Below are 19,126 nucleotides of genomic sequence, written 5' to 3' on the forward strand. Positions count from 1 at the left end.
CGGGCGATCGGCTGCACGGTGCGGTCGATCTGCAGCGCCAGCTCGCGCGTCGGCGCCAGGATCAGCGCGCGCGGCGGGCGGCCCATCTGCCGGCCGGAGCCGGAGCGCCCCGACTCGTGCCAGTTGCGCATCAGGCGCTCCACCATGGCGGCCCCGAATGCGATGGTCTTACCGGAGCCGGTGCGGCCGCGGCCCAGGACATTGCGGCCGGCAAGCGCATCGGGGATGGTCGCCGACTGGATGGGGAAGGGACGCTCCGCGCCCAGTTCGGCCAGGGTGCGGGTGATCTGCTCGCCCAGGCCCAGTTGGGCGAAGGTGGTCTCGGCGACATCGTCGGCCGTGACCGTCTCGGCCTCGATGCGGTCCAGCACCACGTCTTCCGTGGGCGTCCAGGCCGCGGCGGCCTGCGGCTCGCGCCAGTCGCTGCGCGACGGCGCGTGCTCGCGCCGCGGGCTGCGGTCGTCGCGGCGCGGCGCACGGTCGTCACGGCGAGGCGCGGCATCGCGGTCGGAGGCTCGCGACCGGGAGCGGTCGAAGCGCGTGCCGTATTCGGCCTGCGCGCGCCGGGCGGGCCGGTCGTCGGCCAAGCGGCGGGCGTCGCGGTCGTCGAACGATGGCCGCTGGCGCGGCTGTCCCGCCTCGGCGGAGCGACGCGGTGCGCGGTCGGTGCGGGGCCGGTCGTCGCGGCTGGGCCGGTCGTCGCGGCTGGGCCGGGAGTCCCGCTGGTACCGGGCGGCCGGGCGGTCGTCGCGGGCGGGACGACCGGAGTACGACGGACGGTCGTCGCGCGCGGGACGGTCGTCGCGCTGAGAGCGGGCCGCAGGACGGTCGTCGCGCTGGTAGCGGTCGTCCCGACTGGGGCGAGCGTCACGGTCGGGACGGTGGTCGCGAGCGGGCCGGAAGTCGCGAGCGGGACGGTCGTCGCGCGCCGGGCGGTCGTCGCGCGCCGGGCGGTCGTCACGCGCCGGGCGGTCGTCGCGGCGGGGCCGCTCGTCGCGGGCGCGCTCGGCCGGCGCGTTCCGCTCCCAGGGCCGGGTCGAGCGGCCCTGCGCCTCGTCGCGCCTGGGGTTCGTGCGCGGGCCGGGGTACCAGTCCTGCCGGCGGTCCTGGCCGCCGTCGCGGCCTCGGGCGGGCGAGGTGCGCTCAGGCGCATCGGGACGGGGCGCGCCGAAGCGGTCCGCGCGGCGCTCGGCACGCGAGGGAGCAGCATCCAGGCCGCGGCGGCCGGGCTCGGTGCGCTTGGCGCGGTCGTCCGCGCTCCAGCGGCGCTTGGCTCCAGTGGTGGTCTTGTTGTTGCGGGCGTGCAGGGGCATGGCGGTGACGTCGTTCCTTCGTTGCGCACGCGCACGAGGAACGACCGCATGAACGGTCGCAGCGGCGCGGACTGGATGATCGGCGACCGCATGATGAGCGGTCGCTTCCGGCCCGCAGGACACCACGAAGCGGTCCTGAGCCGACCCTCCACCATAGCCGACCGCGGCGGTCAGGCGGGTCGGGCCTCCACCGCACGCTCGCCCTGCCTGCGGGCGAGCCGCCGGTCCCGCCGCGCAGCCGCCCTGCCTCGGAGCGCCGCCCACCACTCCCGCCGGCCCTCGACCAGGAAGTAGAGGGTCGGCAGCACGATCAGGGTGAGCACGGTGGAGGAGAGCAGGCCGCCGATCACGATGAGCGCGAGCGGCTGCGAGATGAACGAGCTCGTCCCGATCAACCCCGCCGCCGTCGGGACGAGGGCCAGGATCGTGGCGAGAGCCGTCATCAGGATGGGCCGCAGTCGCCGGCTGGCCCCGGCGGTCACCGCATCGCGCACGGTGCCGCCGCGCGCCCGGTACTGGTTGACCAGGTCGATCAGCACAATCGCGTTGGTCACCACGATGCCGACGAGCATCAGCAGGCCGATCAGGGATGCGACGCCGAGCGGGATGCCGGACGCCAGTTGCAGCAGCACCGCGCCCGTCGCGGCGAAGGGAACCGAGACGAGCAGCAGCAGGGGCTGCCGCAGGCTGCGGAACGTCGCCACCATCACCGTGTAGACGATCAGGATCGCCGCGAGCAGGGCGAGCAGCAGTTGCTGGAACGCGGCGGCCTGGTCGGCGGTCACGCCGCCGACGGTCGCCGTGGTCCCCGCAGGCAACGCGACCGCGTCGACAGCCCGCTGCACCGCGGCACTCGCGGCACCCGTGTTGGCGGTGGCGGGCGTCGCGCTGACCGAGGCGGTGCGCCTGGCGTCGGTGCTGGTGATCGCCGACGCCTGCGTCGCGATCCGAACGGTCGCAATTGAGTCGAGCCGCACCGTCCCGGTCGGCGTGCGCACCTTCAGCGCCGCGAGCGCAGCCCGCGTCGTGGGGTGCGACGACGGGGTCAGATACACCGTCAGGCTCTGCTCGTCGACCGTGATGGAGCCGATGTCCGTGGGCTGCGATGCCCGGGCGACGAGCTGAGCCAGGGCCACCTCGCTGAAGCCCGCCTTCGCCGCCTTCGCCCCGTCGATGTCGACCGCCACATACGGCTGGGCCGCCGTCAGGCTGCTGGTGGCCTGACTGACCGAGGCCAGGCCGTCCACCGCGTGCAGCACGCGGGTGGTCGCCGTCGTGAGTGCGCTTGCCGTCGGCGCCGTCACGTCCACCTGGATGTCGGAGTTGCTGCCCAGGCCCTGCGACGCCGCAACGTCCAGCCGGCCCACGCCGGGGACCGCTCGGGCCGCCGAGCGAACCCGGCGCTGCACCGCGTCCTGGTCGGCGGCGGGATCGGTGGTGACGGAGTAGGTGATCACCGTGCCCGACCCCGCGTCGAACGCGTCGCGCAGGGCGCTGCCGCTGGTCCCGATGGAGGCCTGCACGGTCTGCACGCCGTCGACCCGACGGAGCGCGGCGTCCACCGCCCGCGCCTTGACGGTCTGTGCGTCGAGACTCGTGCCGTCCGGCAGCGTCTCGCTGGCGGTCAGGGTGTTCTGGCCGCTGGAGCCCAGGTAGTTCGTCTGCAACCGGGTGGCCAGCGCGACCGATCCGCCGAAGACGAGGAGCGCCACGAGGATCGTGATCACCGGCGCCCGCAGCGTGCCCCGCAGGATCGGTCGATACGCGCGGACCAGCAGCGGCTCACGCTGGGCGGTCTCTCGGCGCCTCGGATGCTGCTTGGCGGGCCGCAGGAACCAATACGCGAGCACCGGCACGATCGTCAACGACACGATCAGCGACGCGGCCAGGGCGATCGACACCGTCAGCGCGAACGGCCGGAACAGCTCGCCCGCGACGTCGGCCACGAACGCGATGGGCAGGAACACCGCGACCGTCGTGACCGTGGACGCGGTGACGGCGCCGGCCACCTCGCGTACCGCGGCGAACACCGAAGCCCGCCGCTGCTCCGGAGTCACCCGTCCGTCGCCCATGCCATCACCGGCATGCGTCTCGGCCCGCGGGTCGTCCGCGCTGTGCCTGTGCGCCGCGACGCCCCGAGGGTCGTCCCGACTGTGCCTATTTTCAGGGACGCCCCGAGGGTCGTCCCTGAAGTGCCGCGCGATGTTCTCGGTGACGACGATGGAGTCGTCCACCACCCGGCCCACCGCGATCGTGATCGCGCCCAGGGTCAAGATGTTCAGCGAATACCCCACCGCCTGCATGCCGATCAGGGTGATCAGCACCGACGCCGGGATGCTGATGACCGTGACCAGGGTCGCCCGCACCGACAGCAGGAACAGCAGGATGACGACCACCGCGAAGAGCAGGCCCAGCAGCCCCTCCTCGAACAGCGAGTCGATCGACTGCTCGATGAACGGCGCCTGGTCGAACACGACCGTGTAGGCGCCACCGGCTCCGAGCACGGCCTTCAGATCCGGCAGCGCGGCGCGCACCACCCGCGAGACGTCCACCGTGTTCGCGGCCGGCAGCTTGGTGACCGAGATCGTCAGCGCGGGCTTGCCGTTGACCAGCGAGACGCTGGTCACGGGGTCGTCCACCAGGCGGACCGCGGCGACGTCGCCGATCGTCGGCACGGTCGTGCCGTTCCACTGCGCCGGCGTGACTCCGGCCAGGGGCAGGTCGCGCAGGTCCGCGACCGACCCCGTCTCGGTGCCGACCTGGATGGAGCGGGTGCTGGACCCGTCCGTGATCGATCCCGCAGGCACCAGCACGCCACTCGACTTCAGCGTGGAGTCGATCACGGTGTCCTGCAGCCCGTGGTCGGTCAGCGTGCCCGACTTGGGCGTGATCGAGACCCGCTGACCGGGAGCCCCGTTCAGCGAGGCGGCCCGCACCCCCTTCAGCTTCTGCAGCTCGTCGAGCACGGACTGCCGCACGGAGGTGGCGATCTCATCGGTGCCGCGATCGCCGGTGACGGCGATGTTCAGCACCGGGAAGTCCGCCAGGCTGCCCGAGATGACCTGCGGGTCGACGCCGTCCGGCAGCGTCGCTCGGATGCGGTTGATAGCGGAGCCGATCTTCTGCTCGGCCGCGTCCAGATTCGTGCCGTACTGGAACTCGGCAGTCACCGTCGAGTTGCCGGTCGTGGAGGTGGAGGAGGTGTCGTTCAGCCCCTGGATACCGCGCACCGCCTGCTCGATCGGCGCGCTGACCCGCTCGCTGACCACGGCCGGCGCCGCCCCGGTGTAGGTGGAGACGATCGCCAACTGCGGCAGCTGGATGTTGGGGATCAGTTCCTCTTTGAGCGCCCCGGCGGCCAGCACCCCGAAGAACGCCGCCACGACCGTGACCAGCGCAATGAGGGCGCGGTTGCGCAGACTGAACGCCGCGAGCAGGTGCACGATCCGAGTATGCGGTCGCCCGGCGACATGCCCGTGCGACCCCCTCGTCCCCCTCCCACGACCACTCACACACCCACGTCGCGCGGTGTGCGTGGCCTCACGCGGTATGCACGCCTACCGGGTGAAGCAACAGCTACCGCGCGAGCCCAGACGCCTCGCCGGCACCACGGAGTCGCGCCGGGAACGCCGGCGGGACCCGCTGTTCGCGGGGATTGACAGCCGTTGGGCCGCGGGTACGCTCGTGCCCCGTGACTTCGGCGCCCGAGGACGAGGAGCGCTCGGTCAAGCGCCTGATCCTCGGCGAGAAGCTGTCGAGCGACAAGCTCGACGACCAGCTGCTGCCCAAGCACCTCGCGCTGCCCATCTTCGCGAGCGACCCGCTCTCCTCCGTCGCCTACGCGCCGCAGGAGCTGCTGCTGATCCTGACGCTCGGCGGCCTGTCGTTCCTGGCGTTCGCCCCCTGGGTGGCGGCGGTTGTCGTACTGCTGCTCGTGGTCGTGGTGCTGTCGTACCGGCAGCTGATCAAGGCGTATCCGTCCGGCGGCGGCGACTACGAGGTCGCGCAGCGCAACCTGGGCGAGAAGCCGGCCCTGGTCGTCGCCTCCGCCCTGCTCGTCGACTACATCCTGACGGTGTCCGTGTCGGTCGCGAGCGGCGTGGACAACATCATCTCCGCGGTGCCCCAGCTGGCCGGCATCCGGGTGGAGATGGCGCTCGTCATCGTCGCGCTGCTGGCCGCCGTGAACCTGCGCGGGGTGCGGGAGTCGAGCAAGGCGTTCGCGCTGCCGACCTACCTGTTCATCACGAGCGTGTTCGTGATGATCGTCGTCGGTCTCACGAGGACCGCGCTCGGCAGCGTGCCGGTCGCGGAGTCCGCAAAGTACTCCGTGCACGGCGACCAGGTCGCCCAGGCGGCTCTGGTGCTGCTGCTGCTTCGGGCGTTCTCCAGCGGCTGCAGCGCCCTGACCGGCGTGGAGGCGATCGCGAACGGCGTGCCCGCCTTCCGGCGTCCCAAGGTGCGGAACGCGCAGAAGACGCTCGTCGCGATGGGTGCGATCGCGATCGTGCTCTTCGTCGGCCTGCTGAGCATGGCGCTGATCACCCGCGTGCACTATGCGGAGAACCCCTGCTCCCTGATCGGGTTCACGGGGTGCAAGACGGAGCCGCAGCGCAGCCTGATGGCGCAGGTCGCGGGTGCCGTGTTCGGCAGCACCTCCATCCCCTTCTACATCGTGCAGGCGACGACCGCGCTGGTGCTGCTGCTGGCGGCCAACACGGCGTTCAACGGCTTCCCGCTGCTCGGCTCGGTGCTCGCCCGCGACGGCTATGCACCCAAGTCCCTGTCCACCCGGGGCGACCGCCTGATCTTCAGCAACGGCGTCATCCTGCTGGCGCTGGTCGCCGGCCTGCTGCTGCTCATCTACCGAGCCAGCGTCACCAATCTGATCCAGCTCTACATCATCGGCGTGTTCATCTCGTTCACACTCGGCCAGACCGGCATGGTGCGGCACTGGATCCGGCTGCTACACGAGCAGGCGCCCGGCCGCCGGTCGATCCTGCGCAGCCTGGCCACCAACCTGGTCGGCGCCTCGCTCACCGCGACGGTGCTCGTGATCGTCACGATCACCAAGTTCACGCACGGCGCCTGGCTGGTCTTCGTGATCATGCCGATCCTGTGGTTCGTGATGCTGGGCGTGAACCGCTACTACCGCGACGTGGAGAAGGAGATCGAGGTCGATCCCCACACCACGTTCGGCTCCCGCGGCGACCACGCGATGGTGCTGGTCGGCCGCATGCAGAAGCCCGTGCTGAAGGCGCTGGACTACGCCATCGCGGCGCGGCACGACTCCATCGAGGCCGTGCACGTGTCCGTCGACGAGGCCGCGACCAAGCGGCTGGAGGCGGAATGGACGCAGATGAACATCGCCGTGCCGCTCATCGTCCTGCCCTCGCCGTATCGCGACATCGGGGTGCCGCTCATCAAGTACATCCGCGCTCATCGCGAGCGCAACGGCTCCGAGGTCGTGACGGTGTACACGCCCATCTACGTGGTCGGGCACTGGTGGGAGACGATCCTGCACAACCACAAGGCCCGGCGCATCCGGCAGAAGCTGATGCTGGTGCACGGTGTCACGCTGGCGCTCGTGCCGTGGCTGCTCGACTCCTCCCAGGTGGTCTACGGCCGCCGCTCGCGGCCGATCCCCGGCCAGGAGCGGCGCGGCGAGCCCGTGCGTCCGCCGCGCATCGTCGATCGCCGGCCCCTGCTGCCTGCCCGGCTCGCGCACTCCGAACCGGCGGTCGCGGGGGAGCCGGTGTCGGAGCCCTGGAGCGGGCGACCGAACAATGACGAGGTCGGCCAGACGGCCGGCGACTCGCCCCGCACCGTCCCCGCGGGACAGGGCGCCCCGCACTCCTGACCCGCTCCCGCGCCGAGGAGTCCGCGCCGAGGAGTCCGCGCGCCGTGAATAGGCGCCGAGGAATGGGCGCCGAGGAATTCAGGTGATCCCGAAGGTCCGGACGCCGCACACCGGCGTGTCGCTCCTTCATTCCTCGATTTCTCCTGAATTCCTCAGTCTGCAGGCGGCGGACTTCTGAGGCCCGGCTGGGCGCGCTCCCGGGTCCATGGCGTTCACTTACGGGTATGACGACTGCGCTTGGTGGCACCCTGACTCCGGCCGACGGCCTGACGCTGACGCGGATGGGCTACGGCGCGATGCAGCTGGCGGGTCCGGGCGTCTACGGACCGCCGAAAGACCACGACGCGGCGGTGCAGGTGCTGCGGAACGTGGTCGAGGCGGGCATCACCCACATCGACACGAGCGACTTCTACGGCCCGGCCAGCACGAACGAGCTGATCCGCGAGGCCCTGCATCCGTATCCGGACGGCCTGCACATCGTCACCAAGGTGGGGGCGCGGCGCACCCCGGACAAGGGCTGGCCCGCAGCGCTCGGCGCCGACGATCTGCGCCTGGCGGTTCACGAGAACCTGGAGCACCTGGGGCTCGATGTGCTGGACGTGGTCAACCTGCGGGTCGGCGGTCAGAACGGCCCCCGGCGCGGCTCCATCGCGCAGCCGTTCGAGGTGCTCGCCGAGCTGCGTGAGCAGGGCCTGATCCGCCATCTGGGCGTCAGCAATGTCACCGTGGAGCAGGTCGCCGAGGCCCGATCGATCGCCCCGATCGTCTGCGTGCAGAACTTCTACAACGTCGCGCACCGAGATGACGACGCACTGCTCGATCTGTGCGCAGACGAGGAGATCGCCTTCGTCCCGTTCTTCCCACTGGGCGGCTTCACCCCGCTGCAGTCCGGCGAACTGGACGCGGTCGCCGCCGACCTGGGTGCGACACCGCTGCAGGTGGCGCTGGCCTGGCTGCTTCAGCGCAGCCCGGCCGTGCTGCTGATCCCCGGCACCTCCTCCCCCGCGCACCTGGCCGAGAACCTCGCTGCAGTCGACCTGCACCTGCCGGCGGACGCGGTCGGCCGGCTCGAGGGCATCGCCGCTGCGGCGGTCCACTGAGTCGACCCCAGATTCGGCATTCCGAGTCGGCCCCCAGTCGGGTTTCCCTCGAACTGGGGCGGGAAGAAATGAGGACAAACAGACCTGTCTGTCCTCCGACTTGCTACAGTCATGTCAGGCGGTTCCCCACCGCTGACGGGCCCCCACTCGTCGAGCAGCACCCGCACCACACCCGCCCTCCACTCACCCGAATCGTCACCACCCCGCCCCACCCGGACCCCCCACCCGGACCCCCCACCCGGAACCCCCCACCCGAACACACCGGTCGTCAGCCCCCACTGATGACCATGAGAGCGCCGCAGCAGCCGATCCCGAACCGGCCGCGCGGCGCTTTCGTGTGTGCGGTGGCAGGTTCGACGGGCCTCTCGAAGGGACGACACCCTACAAATGGGGTCGCGACTGGTGAGGACAGACAGGTCGTTCTGTCCTCGCGTCTGCTAGCGTCGTTTCCGGTGGCCCCCACCACCCAAGACGGAGTACCCGCTCCGAGATGCGCAGCCCGGCACCCCCCGGCCGGCCGCCCATCATCAGTAAGACCCGGTCACCTGATCCCCCAATCCGACCGGTCACCCGCTCAGCACCGACGCTGACGAGGTACGAGCGCCGCCGGCGCCCGGCTCCCCCAGCCGGGCCCGCGGCGCTCTCTCGTGTCCGCAAGCAGGAGCGCGTCGCTCAGGCGTCGCTCAGGCGTCGGTGAAGAACCGCGCCACCAGGTCGGCGACGTGATCCGGCTGCTCGGGCGCGGTGACGGCCGTCGCGCCGGTCGGCTCGGCGCCGGTCGGCTCGGGCCCGATCGCTCCGGAGCCGCCCAGCGCAGCGAAGATCTGGCGGGCGAGTGTGCGGCCCGCACGGTTCGCTCCGATGGTGCTGGCGGTCGGCCCGTACCCGGCGAAGAAGATGCGCGGATCCCGCGCGGCCGCTCCGGTCGACACCGTCACTCCGCCGGCCTTCTCGTGCAGCCGCAGCGGACTGAGATGCCGGATGTCAGGGCGGAAGCCGGTGGCCCAGATGATCGCGTCGACGCGCTCGCGGTGCCCGTTGGCCCAGACGGCCTCGTGCTGCTCCAGGCGAGCGAAGGGTGGGACCGCATCCAGGACGCCGCGCTCCATCGCCGCCGCGATGCGCCGGGTCTTCGGCACGCCGGTGCCGCTCACGATGCTGGGTAGGGCGCGCCCCTGGCGGGCGGCCGCGTCCTGGTCGGCGACCGCCGAGATGGCCGCCTCCGGCCCCAGCTCGCCCTGCGGCAGGTAGTCGACGGGGCGCCGGGTGACCCACAACGTGCGAGCGGCGACGCCCTCCAGCTCGAGCAGGAAACCGATCGCGGAGGTGCCGCCGCCGATGACCAGCACGTGCTGGCCGGCGAACTGGGCGGCGGACACATAGGTGGCGGTGTGCACCTGGCGCCCCTCGAACCGATCGATGCCCGGGTAGTAGGGCACGAACGGCGCGCCCCAGGTGCCGGTGGCGTTCACGACGATGCGCGCGGTCAGTTCCTCGGCCTGCGTGCGCACCACCAGATCGGCCTCGCGGTCGTACACGGCGCTGACGGTGACCGGACGCCGCACGTCCAGCCCGTAGAACTGCTCGTACCGCTCGTAATACTCGGCCACCACGTCGCCGGCGGCCCGGGCGCGGTCGGCGGTCTCGAAGCTGAGCCCGAGCCGACGCATGCCCGGCAGGTCATGTACCCGGTGGGCGGAGCCGAGTCGCAGCGCGTCCCAGCGGTGCTGCCACGCCCCACCCGACCGCGGACCGCGATCCAGCACGAGCAGATCGGTGCCGGGCCGCACCCCGAGCCGCTGCAGGTAGTAGGCGACGGACAGCCCGGCCTGCCCCGCGCCGATGACCACGACATCGGCACGGCTCGGCAGACCCATCGGTGCCCCCTCACGGTGCTCGTGCTGCGCCAGAGCCCCATCCTGCCGCAGAACCTGCGTGATACAGTGGCCCCCACGTTTTCAGCCCGGTTCGCGGCCCGCTCATCCCTAACGGCGGCGCCGGACGCCGAAGCCGCCGGTCGATGAACACAGCCGGCCGACGAAGATAGAGGGGGTCGCGCATGGGGCGGGGCCGTCAGAAGGCGAAGCACACCAAGGTCGCACGCGACCTGAAGTACTTCAGCCCGAACACCAACTACACCGATCTGGAACGCGAACTCTCCACGCACCCCGAGGGCGAGCACTCGGGCTGGTCCGAGGACGACTTCGCCGGGGAAGACTCTCGCCGCTGATCCGTGCCGATCCACCTGCCCGGATCGGCAGCCACGTGTTCATGCGCGCGCAGGCGCAGATGACCCGAGTCTGCGCAGATGCGGGATCGGTGGGTCCATACGACCTATTGCGGCGATCGGGTCAGAGCTGGAAGCCCTCGCCGGTCAGCGGGACCACGGTGCTGTCGTCCAGGGCCAGCGTCCCGCCAACCGCACGGGCGATGCCCGCGATCTTCGCGAATGCCGCCTCACGTTCGTCGTAGTCGCCCGTCACAATCTCGAACCCCACCGAGATCAGACGCTTGCGATGGACGGATGGGCTGGCCAGCACGGTGCCCTCGATCGAGAGGAAGTCACCGGACCGGACCAGGTCGCGACGGGTGATCGGTTTCTCGTCATCAGTCACGAACCCGAACTCGTTCAACGCCTTCGTGATCGCCTCGACATCCAGCGATGCCGCGTCGTCGACGTCATCCACCGTGACCATGCCGAGCGCCAAGTTGAACTCACTCGCCTGCTGCGCGACCGAATTCGTCGGCAGCGGAGTCCGCCGCGGTGGCGGCGGCGCGGCCGGCTCGCCCCCACCCGACAGGTCCGGCGGAAGAATCGCCTCGAAGCTGCGACCCAGCAGCGGCGCCAACACCGACGGCCCCGCCCCCGCGATCGGCAGGTCACGCAACACCACCCGTCGAGTCAACCGCACCATCTCCCCAGGAAGTCGCGCCCCCTCATGCCCCGCCGCAGCCTGCTTCAACGAGAGAACGAAGAGCCCCATGATCCTCCGCTGGTCCTGCTTCGCCACCTCAATGAAAGGCTCATTCTCGTCACTCGACCTCGGACCCCGTTTGACCCTAGGCTCCGGCGCCCACCTTGCCGATGGCACGAATCTCCGCACTACCTCAAATACGTAATGCTCAAGCAACTCGCTCAGATACTGACGCAGTCGTGTCTCCCGACCCAAGGTTGAATCGAGCACTTCTCCGGTGAAGCCTCCATTGAGAGCTACAGCAGGCGAAGCAATGGCATCCTGAGCCAGGGAGGCGTAGTCTTGGTCCACACACTTCAACGCCCATATCCACAGCGTGACAAGACTCTGTTCTGAGGCATTCATCTGAGTCAGATCCACTCCACCGTCAACCATCGCCTGCGCCAACTCATTGAGCCGCTGTGAGTGAATACGATCTACATACGCGCTATACGCCGCCGCTTGTTCGGCAGTGAGGTCTTGAAATGATCTCATCAGCCAGTCACCGGCAGATGCACCTCGTACGGGATCCCTGCTTCCCGAAGGCGCTCCATCGCCCGCGGACAAGGACCGGCCATGCTCGCCATCGCTGCAGACGTCGGCGGGTGCACTGCCGCTGCCAGGGCTGCAACCAGCGCGCCAGGGATGTCAACGCGGAGTGGACGACGCACGTGCCACCCTTCCGGCTACCCGAGCTTGTGAGCAGCCGGTCAGCGATCCGTTTTCTTCCCGGTGGCGAGACCGTACTGACTCCAGGGTCTGCCCGGAGCAACTCAGGCAGCAATGTCTCCAGAACTGGGGGCGTCAGATGGCAGGGCTCAGCGGTGCGGGTCGCCCCAGGTGCCCGTGAGGCGGACCGCGCCGCCGGCGGCGCCCTTCGCGTGCTGCTCGAAGGCGGCCACCGGTCGCTGGCCGGTCGAGACCTGGCCGACGACCCAGGAGTCCATGCCGGCCTCCTGCAACAGCGCCTGGGTCGGCGCGATCGCCGCTGGATCAAGCACCGCGAGCATGCCGACGCCCAGGTTCCAGGCGCCCTCCACGTCCGTCAGCGTCAGTCCGCCGCGGTCCGCCAGCACGGCGAAGACGTCGGGCGGCGTCCAGGAGCCGCGCTCCACCTCCACCCAGGAGCCCGCCGGCAGCACTCGCGCGAGGTTGGCGGCGATGCCGCCGCCCGTGACATGGCTGAGCGCGTGCACGTCTGGCCCCGATGGCGAGGCCAGCAGCCGCAGCAGCGGCGCGGTGTAGAGGCGCGTCGGTTCCAGCAGCACCTCGCCGAGCGGCGCCGCGAACTCGTCGATGCGGTCGGTGTAGCGCAGCCCCGCGTCGCGCACGATGCGGCGCACCAGCGAGAAGCCGTTGGCGTGCAGGCCGGAGGAGGCGATCGCCAGCACGGCGTCGCCGTCACGCACCCGGGCGGCCCCGAGCAGCGCGTCCGCCTCGACCGCGCCGACCGCGGCGCCGGCCAGGTCGTACTCGTCGGGTGCGAGCAGGTCGGGGTGCTCCGCCGTCTCGCCGCCGATCAGGGCGGTGCCGGTGCGGCGGCACCCGTCGGCGATACCGGCGACGATCTCGGCGATGCGCTCGGGCACCACGCTGCCGCACGCGATGTAGTCGGTGAGGAACAGGGGCGTCGCGCCGACCACGACGATGTCGTCCACGACCATGCCGACCAGGTCGTGCCCGATCGTGTCGTGCTTGTCGATCGCCTGCGCGATGGCGACCTTGGTGCCGACCCCGTCGGTGGAGCTGGCGAGCACCGGCCGGCGGTAGGCCTTCAAGGCGGACGCGTCCCACAGGCCGGCGAATCCGCCGATGCCGCCCAGCACCTGCGATCCCTGCGTCGCCGCGACGGACGCCTTCATCAGCTCCACCGCTCGGTCGCCGGCCGCGGTGTCGACTCCGGCGGCCGTGTAGGGGTCGTGGATCGCCGCCCGGTCCATCAGCCCGCCCCTCGCTCGCCGACAATCCCTGACCCGGGGCCATGACAGACTGAGCCGGCGCTTCGAGGGTAGGGCAAGGGACACGGCATGTGCGGGATCGTCGGGATCGTCGCCGCCGAACCCGCAGCCCAGCTGCTGTACGACAGCCTGCTGCTGCTGCAGCACCGTGGCCAGGACTCCACCGGCATGGCCACCGACGACGGCGGCTCGTTCCACATCGTGAAGGCCCGCGGCCAGGTGCGCGAGGCATACCGCACCCGGGATATGCGCGGCCTGCTCGGCACCGTCGGCCTGGGGCACGTGCGCTACGCGACGCGCGGCTCCGCGGCCCGCGAGCAGGAGGCGCAGCCCTTCTACGTCAATGCGCCCTACGGCATCACACTGGTGCACAACGGCAACCTGACCAACGTGCGGGAGCTGACCGCCGACCTGTTCCACGTGGACCGGCGGCACCTGAACTCCGACTCCGACACCGAACTGCTCGTGAACGTACTCGCCAACGAGCTGCAGTCGCGCATCGGCGGCCTGCAACTGGACGCGGACCAGGTGTTCGCCGCCGTCTCCCGGGTGCACGAGCGGGTGGAGGGGTCGTATGCGGCCATCGCACTGATCGCCGGGCACGGACTGCTGGCGTTCCGCGACCCGCTGGGCATCCGGCCGCTGACCCTGGGGCGGCGCACCTCGCGCACCCACGACGGCGGCACGCGGGACGAGTGGATGGTCGCCAGCGAGTCGCTCGTGTTCGAGCGCAGCGACTACGAGATGGTGCGCGACGTCGCCCCCGGCGAGGCGGTGTACATCACCCAGTCCGGTGAGATGCATCTGCGGCAGTGCGCCGAGAACCCCCGCCTGGTTCCATGCTCGTTCGAGTATGTGTACCTGGCCCGGCCGGACTCGGTCATGTCCGGCATCTCCGTCTACGACGCGCGGTTGCGGCTCGGTGACCGGCTGGCCGACACCGTCGCCCGATACACGCCGCTCGGCGACATCGACGTGGTGATGCCCATCCCCGACTCGTCCCGCCCCTCGGCGATGCAACTGGCGCAGCGGCTGGGCATCACCTATCGGGAGGGGTTCTACAAGAACCGCTACGTGGGCCGCACCTTCATCATGCCGGGGCAGGCGGTGCGCAAGAAGAGCGTGCGACAGAAGCTGAACGCGCTCGGCACCGAGTTCCGGGGCAAGAACGTGCTGATCGTCGACGACTCCATCGTGCGGGGCACCACCAGCCGCGAGATCGTCGAGATGGCCCGCACGGCCGGGGCCAATAAGGTCACGTTCGCCTCCGCCGCTCCCCCGGTGCGGTACGCACACGTGTACGGCATCAACATGCCCACCCGCGACGAGCTGGTCGCGCACGGCCGCAAGATCCCCGAGGTGGCGAACGAGATCGGCGCCGACTACCTGATCTATCAAGAGGTCGACGACATGCGGGACGCGATCCTTGAGGGTTCGCAGGTGACCGAGCTGGAGATGAGCTGCTTCACCGGCGAGTACGTCACCGGGACCGTCACAGAGGAGTATCTGGCCTGGGTCGAGGCGAACCAGGCCAGTTGACGACTCGATAGGCCGGTTGACGACCCGATAGGACTGTGGCGATCGGGTCACCGATTCGCACTCGAATTGGGGGCGCCGGATCGGCGAGTTGCCGCCCCTATCGGGTCGGATGCTCCCTACCATGCTCACCACGTCCATCAATCGGGGGAATGACGTGGACCTATTGAGGAGCACGACGGGGCATGCTGCGACGCTGCACCGCTTCGGTTCGCGCGCCCATCGGGTGGCGTTCATCGGCGACGACCCGGTGCTCGGAGTCGGGACCGGCAGTTCGGAGAGCGCGTTACCCGGCCTCGTCGCCGATCTGCTGACGCCGCGCACACAGCGCGGGCTGGACGCGGATCTGTTCACGGGACCGGAGTGGAACCCCCGCGCCGTCGCCGGCGGCGCGGACGCACTGCGGCTCGGGCGGTACGACGCCGTGGTGCTCGCCTTCGCCCCGCCATCACGACTGCTGCCCTCGCGGAGACGGCGCTGGATCCGTGCGGCCTTGAACACCGTGCTCGTCGCAACGCACGCGGACACCGAGGTCGTGGTGCTGTCCATGGCCGGGTCCGACGGTGACACCCGCCGCGCACGGGCCCGCCAGTTCATCGAGGAGTACCGCGACGAGATCGTCCGCTCCGGCGCCGCCTTGACTGTGATCGACGGGCCCGCGGAGTCGGAACAGGGGCGACCGACCGCGTTGGCGTCGGCTCTCGCCACCCGCCTTGCGGAACACATGGCCGATCGGGGTGGGGCGTGGCGGTTCCGCGACTCGGCCGACGATGAGGCGGCGCGGCAGCGCGCCGTCGAGGCCTCCGGCATCCTCGACCTCGAGGACGACGGGCTCGTCCAAGTCCTGTTGGACCGGGCTCGCAGGGCGTTCGGCACTCCGAATGCATTCCTGAACGTGATCGACGGCGGACGGGAGTGGCATGCCGCCTCCGCGGACGGTCAGAGCGGCGAGGGCCCGCGCGAGGATGCGTTCTGCAACATCACGATCCAGCGCGCGGACCCGTTCGTGGTGCGAGATGCTCCGTCCGACCCCAATGTCAACGCGAACCCGAATGTGCAGGGCGACGACCCGGTGCGGTTCTATGCCGGGGTCCCGATCGAGTCGGCCGACGGGTATCGGATCGGCGCGCTCTGCGTCTACGACTTCGTGCCGCATGACGCGAGCGAGTTCGATCTGGCGATACTGCGCGACATCGCGACGACGCTGCAGCAACTGATCCACGCCCGAGCCCTCGAAGGCCAGCCCGCCTGAAACCGGGCGGGGAGTCGGTCGGACTCATCGTCGGGTCACTAGCGTCCGGTCCGTGCTGCGCTCAGGCGACGCGCAACTCCACCCCGGTGAGCCGTTCGGACTCGGCGACGAGAAGCCGCTGGATGTCTCGGTTCTGGGATCGACGGCTTGAGCCGACCGGCACGGGCGCGCCCCGCAACTCGCCGGCTCCGCTCGGGCCGATGAATGAGCCTCCGGGCAGATCCGAGACCGTCGCCGCGTACACCGTCGGCAGCGCTCCCTGCGCGGGCGGCTGCCCGAAGCCGTTGATCAGGAAGGTCGAGACCGCCTCGACGGGCGCCGGCATGTGCATGCCCGTGGTGAGGTTGGTGCTGGAGACCCCGGGATGGGCCGCCACCGAACGGACGCTCGAGCCCGCAACGACGAGGCGGTGCTGCAACTCGTACGCGAACATGAGGTCGGCGAGCTTCGACTGCCCGTAGGCGCCCCAGCGGGAGTACGGCCGCTGCCGCCACTGCAGATCCTCGAGCGCGATGCGGCCGATGCGGTGCGCGACGCTCGACAGCATGACCACCCGGTCGGTGATGCGGTCGAGCAGCCGGGCGGTCAGCGCGAACGCACCCAGGTAGTTGGTGGCGAGTTGCAACTCGAACCCCTCGGGCGACCTGGCCTCGTCGACCGCCATGATGCCCGCGTTGTTGATGAGCACGTCGATGGGACCGGTGGTCGCCTCGGCGAACGTGCGGACCGACTCGAGCGAGCTGGTGTCCAGCTGCCGCACCTCGGTGCTGCCGTGGATGCGCTGCGCCGCCTCCTCGGCGCGCTGCAGGTTGCGGCAGGCCAGCACGACGTGGGCGCCGGCCTCGGCAAGGGTGCGAGCGGCCTCGAACCCGATTCCGCTGTTGGCGCCGGTGACGACCACGGTGCGGCCGGCCTGGGACGGGATCTGCGGTGCGGCGGCGGTCATGGGATCCGGTCTACCCCACCATCCTGAGCAGGCCCGGCCGGACCGGTCTGCGGCTTCGCCTCCGCCGCGTGCGGCGTCGCCCGGGCGCGGATCCGCTCGGCGGTCACGATGCGGGACCGGCGGATCGAGATGCGGTCCAGCAGCACCGCGAGCGCGGCGCCGAGGGCGGCGCCGATCGGCACGAGCACCAGGGCGATGAAGCCGAGCGCCTGCGCGGTGGAGTAGTTCGCGTCCTTGGGCGTCACCTGCACGTCGATGAAGGCCGCAATGGCGCCGAGCCCCGCGCCGACCGCCACGAACCGGATGACCTTGGGCCCGCGGCGGATGCGCACCTGCCGCTCGGCAGTCGGCCGCGGGTCGCTCAACCGGGCACCGGTGCGTGCCCGAGCGAACCGTGCCACACAGGAAGGTGCCCGCTGAGATCCGCCCGGGTGCCGGAGGCGCTGATCCGCCCGGCCGCGACGGCGTCTGCCCAGGGGGTGGCGCCGGTGGCGAGCGCCAGCCAGGTGGGCGCGTCCATCTCGACGACGTTCGGCGGCGTGCCCCGCGTGTGGCGCGGCCCCCGGATGCACTGCACGGCGCCGAACGGGGGCACGCGCACCTCGACAGTGTTGCCCTCCGACCGCTCCGCCAGACGCTGCAGCAGGTAGCGCACCGCATTCGCGAGCACGGAACGCTCGACGTCTCCAGCTAGGGCCGCGACGACGGCGGGGTCACCCCGCTCCGCGGGGATGCGTGCGCGCGCCATCCCGCCACGGTAGCCGCCGCAACCGCGGGCACCGCGTGCGGCGGTCGCCTGCGCCCTCGTCGCCGACCTCGCGGTACTCGTGTGACCTGAACGGGTTACAATGCCGCGTCTGGCCGTTCTTTCTGAAGGAATGGCTGTTCTGACGCAATGTCGCGATTGGAGAATCGGATGATCGGCACCACCGCGAATGGCGCTCAGGCGCTGCAGGATCCGGATCTCTCCTGGGTCGAGCAGGTGACGCCGGAGCAGTTGATGCATCCGCAGGAGATCGTCGCTCGTCTTCGTGAGCAAGCACCGCTGGCATGGGTGCCCGCTGCTGCTGCGTATCTCGCGACGAGCTGGGCCGTCTGCCACGAGATCGCCAACGACCCCGAGAACTTCGAGAGCTTGGCCATCCCGTGGCACGAGCGCGTGTACCGCCACCCCGCGATCATCAACAGCGAGGGTGAGGTGCACGCCCACCTTCGACGTGCCCTCGGCACCCCCGTCAGTGCGCGAGCGATTCGCAGTCAGATCGAGTCGCGTATGCGGCCGACCGCGAAGGCGCTGATCCAGAAGCTCCGCGATCAAGAACGTGCCGAACTGATGGCGGACTACTTCGAGCCGATCAGTGTCCGGTGCGTCGCCGATTCCTACGGCTTCTTCGACGTGCCGACCGACACGCTTCGACGGTGGTTCCACTCGATCAAGACCGGGGCGATCAACACCGCGACGAACGAAGACGGCTCGTTCGCGAACCCGGCCGGCTTCGACGCGGCCGACCAGACCCGCGAGGAGATCCGGTCGTACCTCGAGCTCAGGTCGAAGGACGACCCCGACGAACCGGACAGCGTCGTCGCCCGATGGCTGAACGCGGAGACCGCGGACGGCGTCCGGTGGTCGATCGACTACATCCTCCCCTCGATGCTCGTGGTGCTGTTCGGCGGGTTGCAGGAGCCGGGGCACGCCCTGGGGAACACGTTCCTCGGTCTCACCACCGCTCCGGAGCAGCTCCAGCGCACGATCGCGGATCGCACCCTGCTGCCGAGAGCGATCGCCGAGGGGCTCCGCTGGACGGCACCGCTGTACGGCGGGCCGACGCGCAGCGCAAAGCGCGACCTGGTGTATCACGGGGTGCCGCTCAAGAAGGGCGACGTTGTGCGGCTGGTCTACGGCTCTGCGAACCATGACAGCACCGAATTCGAGCATCCCGACCGGTACGACATCGACCGTGCCAGCCACGCGCACCTCGCGTTCGGCGAGGGTCGGCACAGCTGCCTCGGCAGCGCCATCTCGCCGCAGATCGCCCGCGTGGCGCTGGAGGAGTTGTTCAGCGCGTTCCCGCACATCGCGCTGGATCCACATAAGCCCGCCGTCTCCACCGGCTGGCCGTTCCACGGTCCCGCGCAGTTGCACGTGATCCTGGACGAAACCAACCGATGATGCTCCGCCTGCCGTAGCGCCATGGGCACGTTCTGCG

14 protein-coding genes are annotated in these 19,126 nt (G+C 70.5%); 6 read left to right on the top strand and 8 right to left on the bottom strand.

The genetic code is table 11. From position 1 onward, the window contains the following. Both ACFE7H_RS09755 and ACFE7H_RS09760 read right to left on the bottom strand, forming a co-directional pair. A partial coding sequence (locus ACFE7H_RS09755) for a DEAD/DEAH box helicase (RefSeq protein WP_375401042.1) occupies positions 1–1,313 on the bottom strand: 1,313 nt, incomplete at its 3' end. Positions 1,314–1,483: 170 nt separating this feature from the next. Beyond that, positions 1,484–4,756 (bottom strand): efflux RND transporter permease subunit, encoded by a 3,273-nt coding sequence (locus ACFE7H_RS09760; protein WP_375401043.1) that lies wholly within the window; start codon positions 4,754–4,756, stop codon positions 1,484–1,486. Positions 4,757–5,004: 248 nt separating this feature from the next. Between ACFE7H_RS09760 and ACFE7H_RS09765 the strand changes: the two genes are divergently transcribed. Both ACFE7H_RS09765 and ACFE7H_RS09770 read left to right on the top strand, forming a co-directional pair. Next, complete coding sequence (locus tag ACFE7H_RS09765) at positions 5,005–7,173, top strand: APC family permease (RefSeq protein ID WP_375401044.1); 2,169 nt, start codon at positions 5,005–5,007, stop codon at positions 7,171–7,173. Positions 7,174–7,397: 224 nt separating this feature from the next. Further along, the gene (locus ACFE7H_RS09770; protein ID WP_375401045.1) at positions 7,398–8,273 is read left to right on the top strand and encodes an oxidoreductase; all 876 of its coding nucleotides are present in this window, start codon (positions 7,398–7,400) and stop codon (positions 8,271–8,273) included. Positions 8,274–8,956: 683 nt separating this feature from the next. Here the strand turns inward: ACFE7H_RS09770 and ACFE7H_RS09775 are convergent. Then, a complete protein-coding gene (locus ACFE7H_RS09775) occupies positions 8,957–10,150 on the bottom strand; it encodes an FAD-dependent oxidoreductase (RefSeq protein ID WP_375401046.1) in 1,194 nt (397 codons plus the stop codon). 182 nt (positions 10,151–10,332) lie between these two features. Between ACFE7H_RS09775 and ACFE7H_RS09780 the strand changes: the two genes are divergently transcribed. Next, positions 10,333–10,503, top strand: coding sequence for a DUF3073 domain-containing protein (locus ACFE7H_RS09780; protein WP_375401047.1), 171 nt, complete (start codon positions 10,333–10,335; stop codon positions 10,501–10,503). Positions 10,504–10,624: 121 nt separating this feature from the next. On the opposite strand, the gene ACFE7H_RS09785 is transcribed toward ACFE7H_RS09780, so the two are convergent. Both ACFE7H_RS09785 and purM read right to left on the bottom strand, forming a co-directional pair. Then, a complete protein-coding gene (locus tag ACFE7H_RS09785; RefSeq protein ID WP_375401048.1) occupies positions 10,625–11,284 on the bottom strand; it encodes a hypothetical protein in 660 nt (219 codons plus the stop codon). A gap of 761 nt (positions 11,285–12,045) precedes the next feature. Continuing rightward, complete coding sequence (gene purM / locus ACFE7H_RS09790; RefSeq protein ID WP_375401049.1) at positions 12,046–13,167, bottom strand: phosphoribosylformylglycinamidine cyclo-ligase; 1,122 nt, start codon at positions 13,165–13,167, stop codon at positions 12,046–12,048. Positions 13,168–13,254: 87 nt separating this feature from the next. Between purM and purF the strand changes: the two genes are divergently transcribed. After that, a complete protein-coding gene (gene purF / locus ACFE7H_RS09795) occupies positions 13,255–14,724 on the top strand; it encodes an amidophosphoribosyltransferase (RefSeq protein ID WP_375401050.1) in 1,470 nt (489 codons plus the stop codon). Between the two features lie 121 nt (positions 14,725–14,845). After that, positions 14,846–15,973, top strand: a complete 1,128-nt coding sequence (locus ACFE7H_RS09800; RefSeq protein ID WP_375401051.1) for a GAF domain-containing protein — start codon at positions 14,846–14,848, stop codon at positions 15,971–15,973. A 61-nt stretch (positions 15,974–16,034) separates the two neighbouring features. Here the strand turns inward: ACFE7H_RS09800 and ACFE7H_RS09805 are convergent, their stop codons facing one another. From ACFE7H_RS09805 to ACFE7H_RS09815, 3 genes are read right to left on the bottom strand one after another with little or no spacing between them, the layout of a single operon-like run. Next, positions 16,035–16,919: an oxidoreductase gene (locus ACFE7H_RS09805; RefSeq protein WP_375401052.1), complete on the bottom strand. Its 885-nt coding sequence runs from the start codon at positions 16,917–16,919 to the stop codon at positions 16,035–16,037. Beyond that, positions 16,916–17,284 (bottom strand): hypothetical protein, encoded by a 369-nt coding sequence (locus tag ACFE7H_RS09810; RefSeq protein WP_375401053.1) that lies wholly within the window; start codon positions 17,282–17,284, stop codon positions 16,916–16,918. Before ACFE7H_RS09810 ends, ACFE7H_RS09805 begins: the two co-directional genes overlap by 4 nt. Beyond that, positions 17,281–17,667: a sterol carrier family protein gene (locus ACFE7H_RS09815; RefSeq protein WP_375401054.1), complete on the bottom strand. Its 387-nt coding sequence runs from the start codon at positions 17,665–17,667 to the stop codon at positions 17,281–17,283. The genes ACFE7H_RS09810 and ACFE7H_RS09815 overlap by 4 nt, the downstream gene beginning before the upstream one ends. 168 nt (positions 17,668–17,835) lie before the next feature. On the opposite strand from ACFE7H_RS09815, the gene ACFE7H_RS09820 reads away from it, so the two are divergent. Continuing rightward, entirely contained in the window at positions 17,836–19,089 is a 1,254-nt protein-coding gene (locus ACFE7H_RS09820) for a cytochrome P450 (RefSeq protein ID WP_375401055.1), read from the top strand. Positions 19,090–19,126 lie beyond the last annotated feature (37 nt).

Origin of the sequence: uncultured Amnibacterium sp. (genome assembly GCF_964250715.1) — a bacterium.
Classification (GTDB): Bacteria; Actinomycetota; Actinomycetes; order Actinomycetales; family Microbacteriaceae; genus Amnibacterium.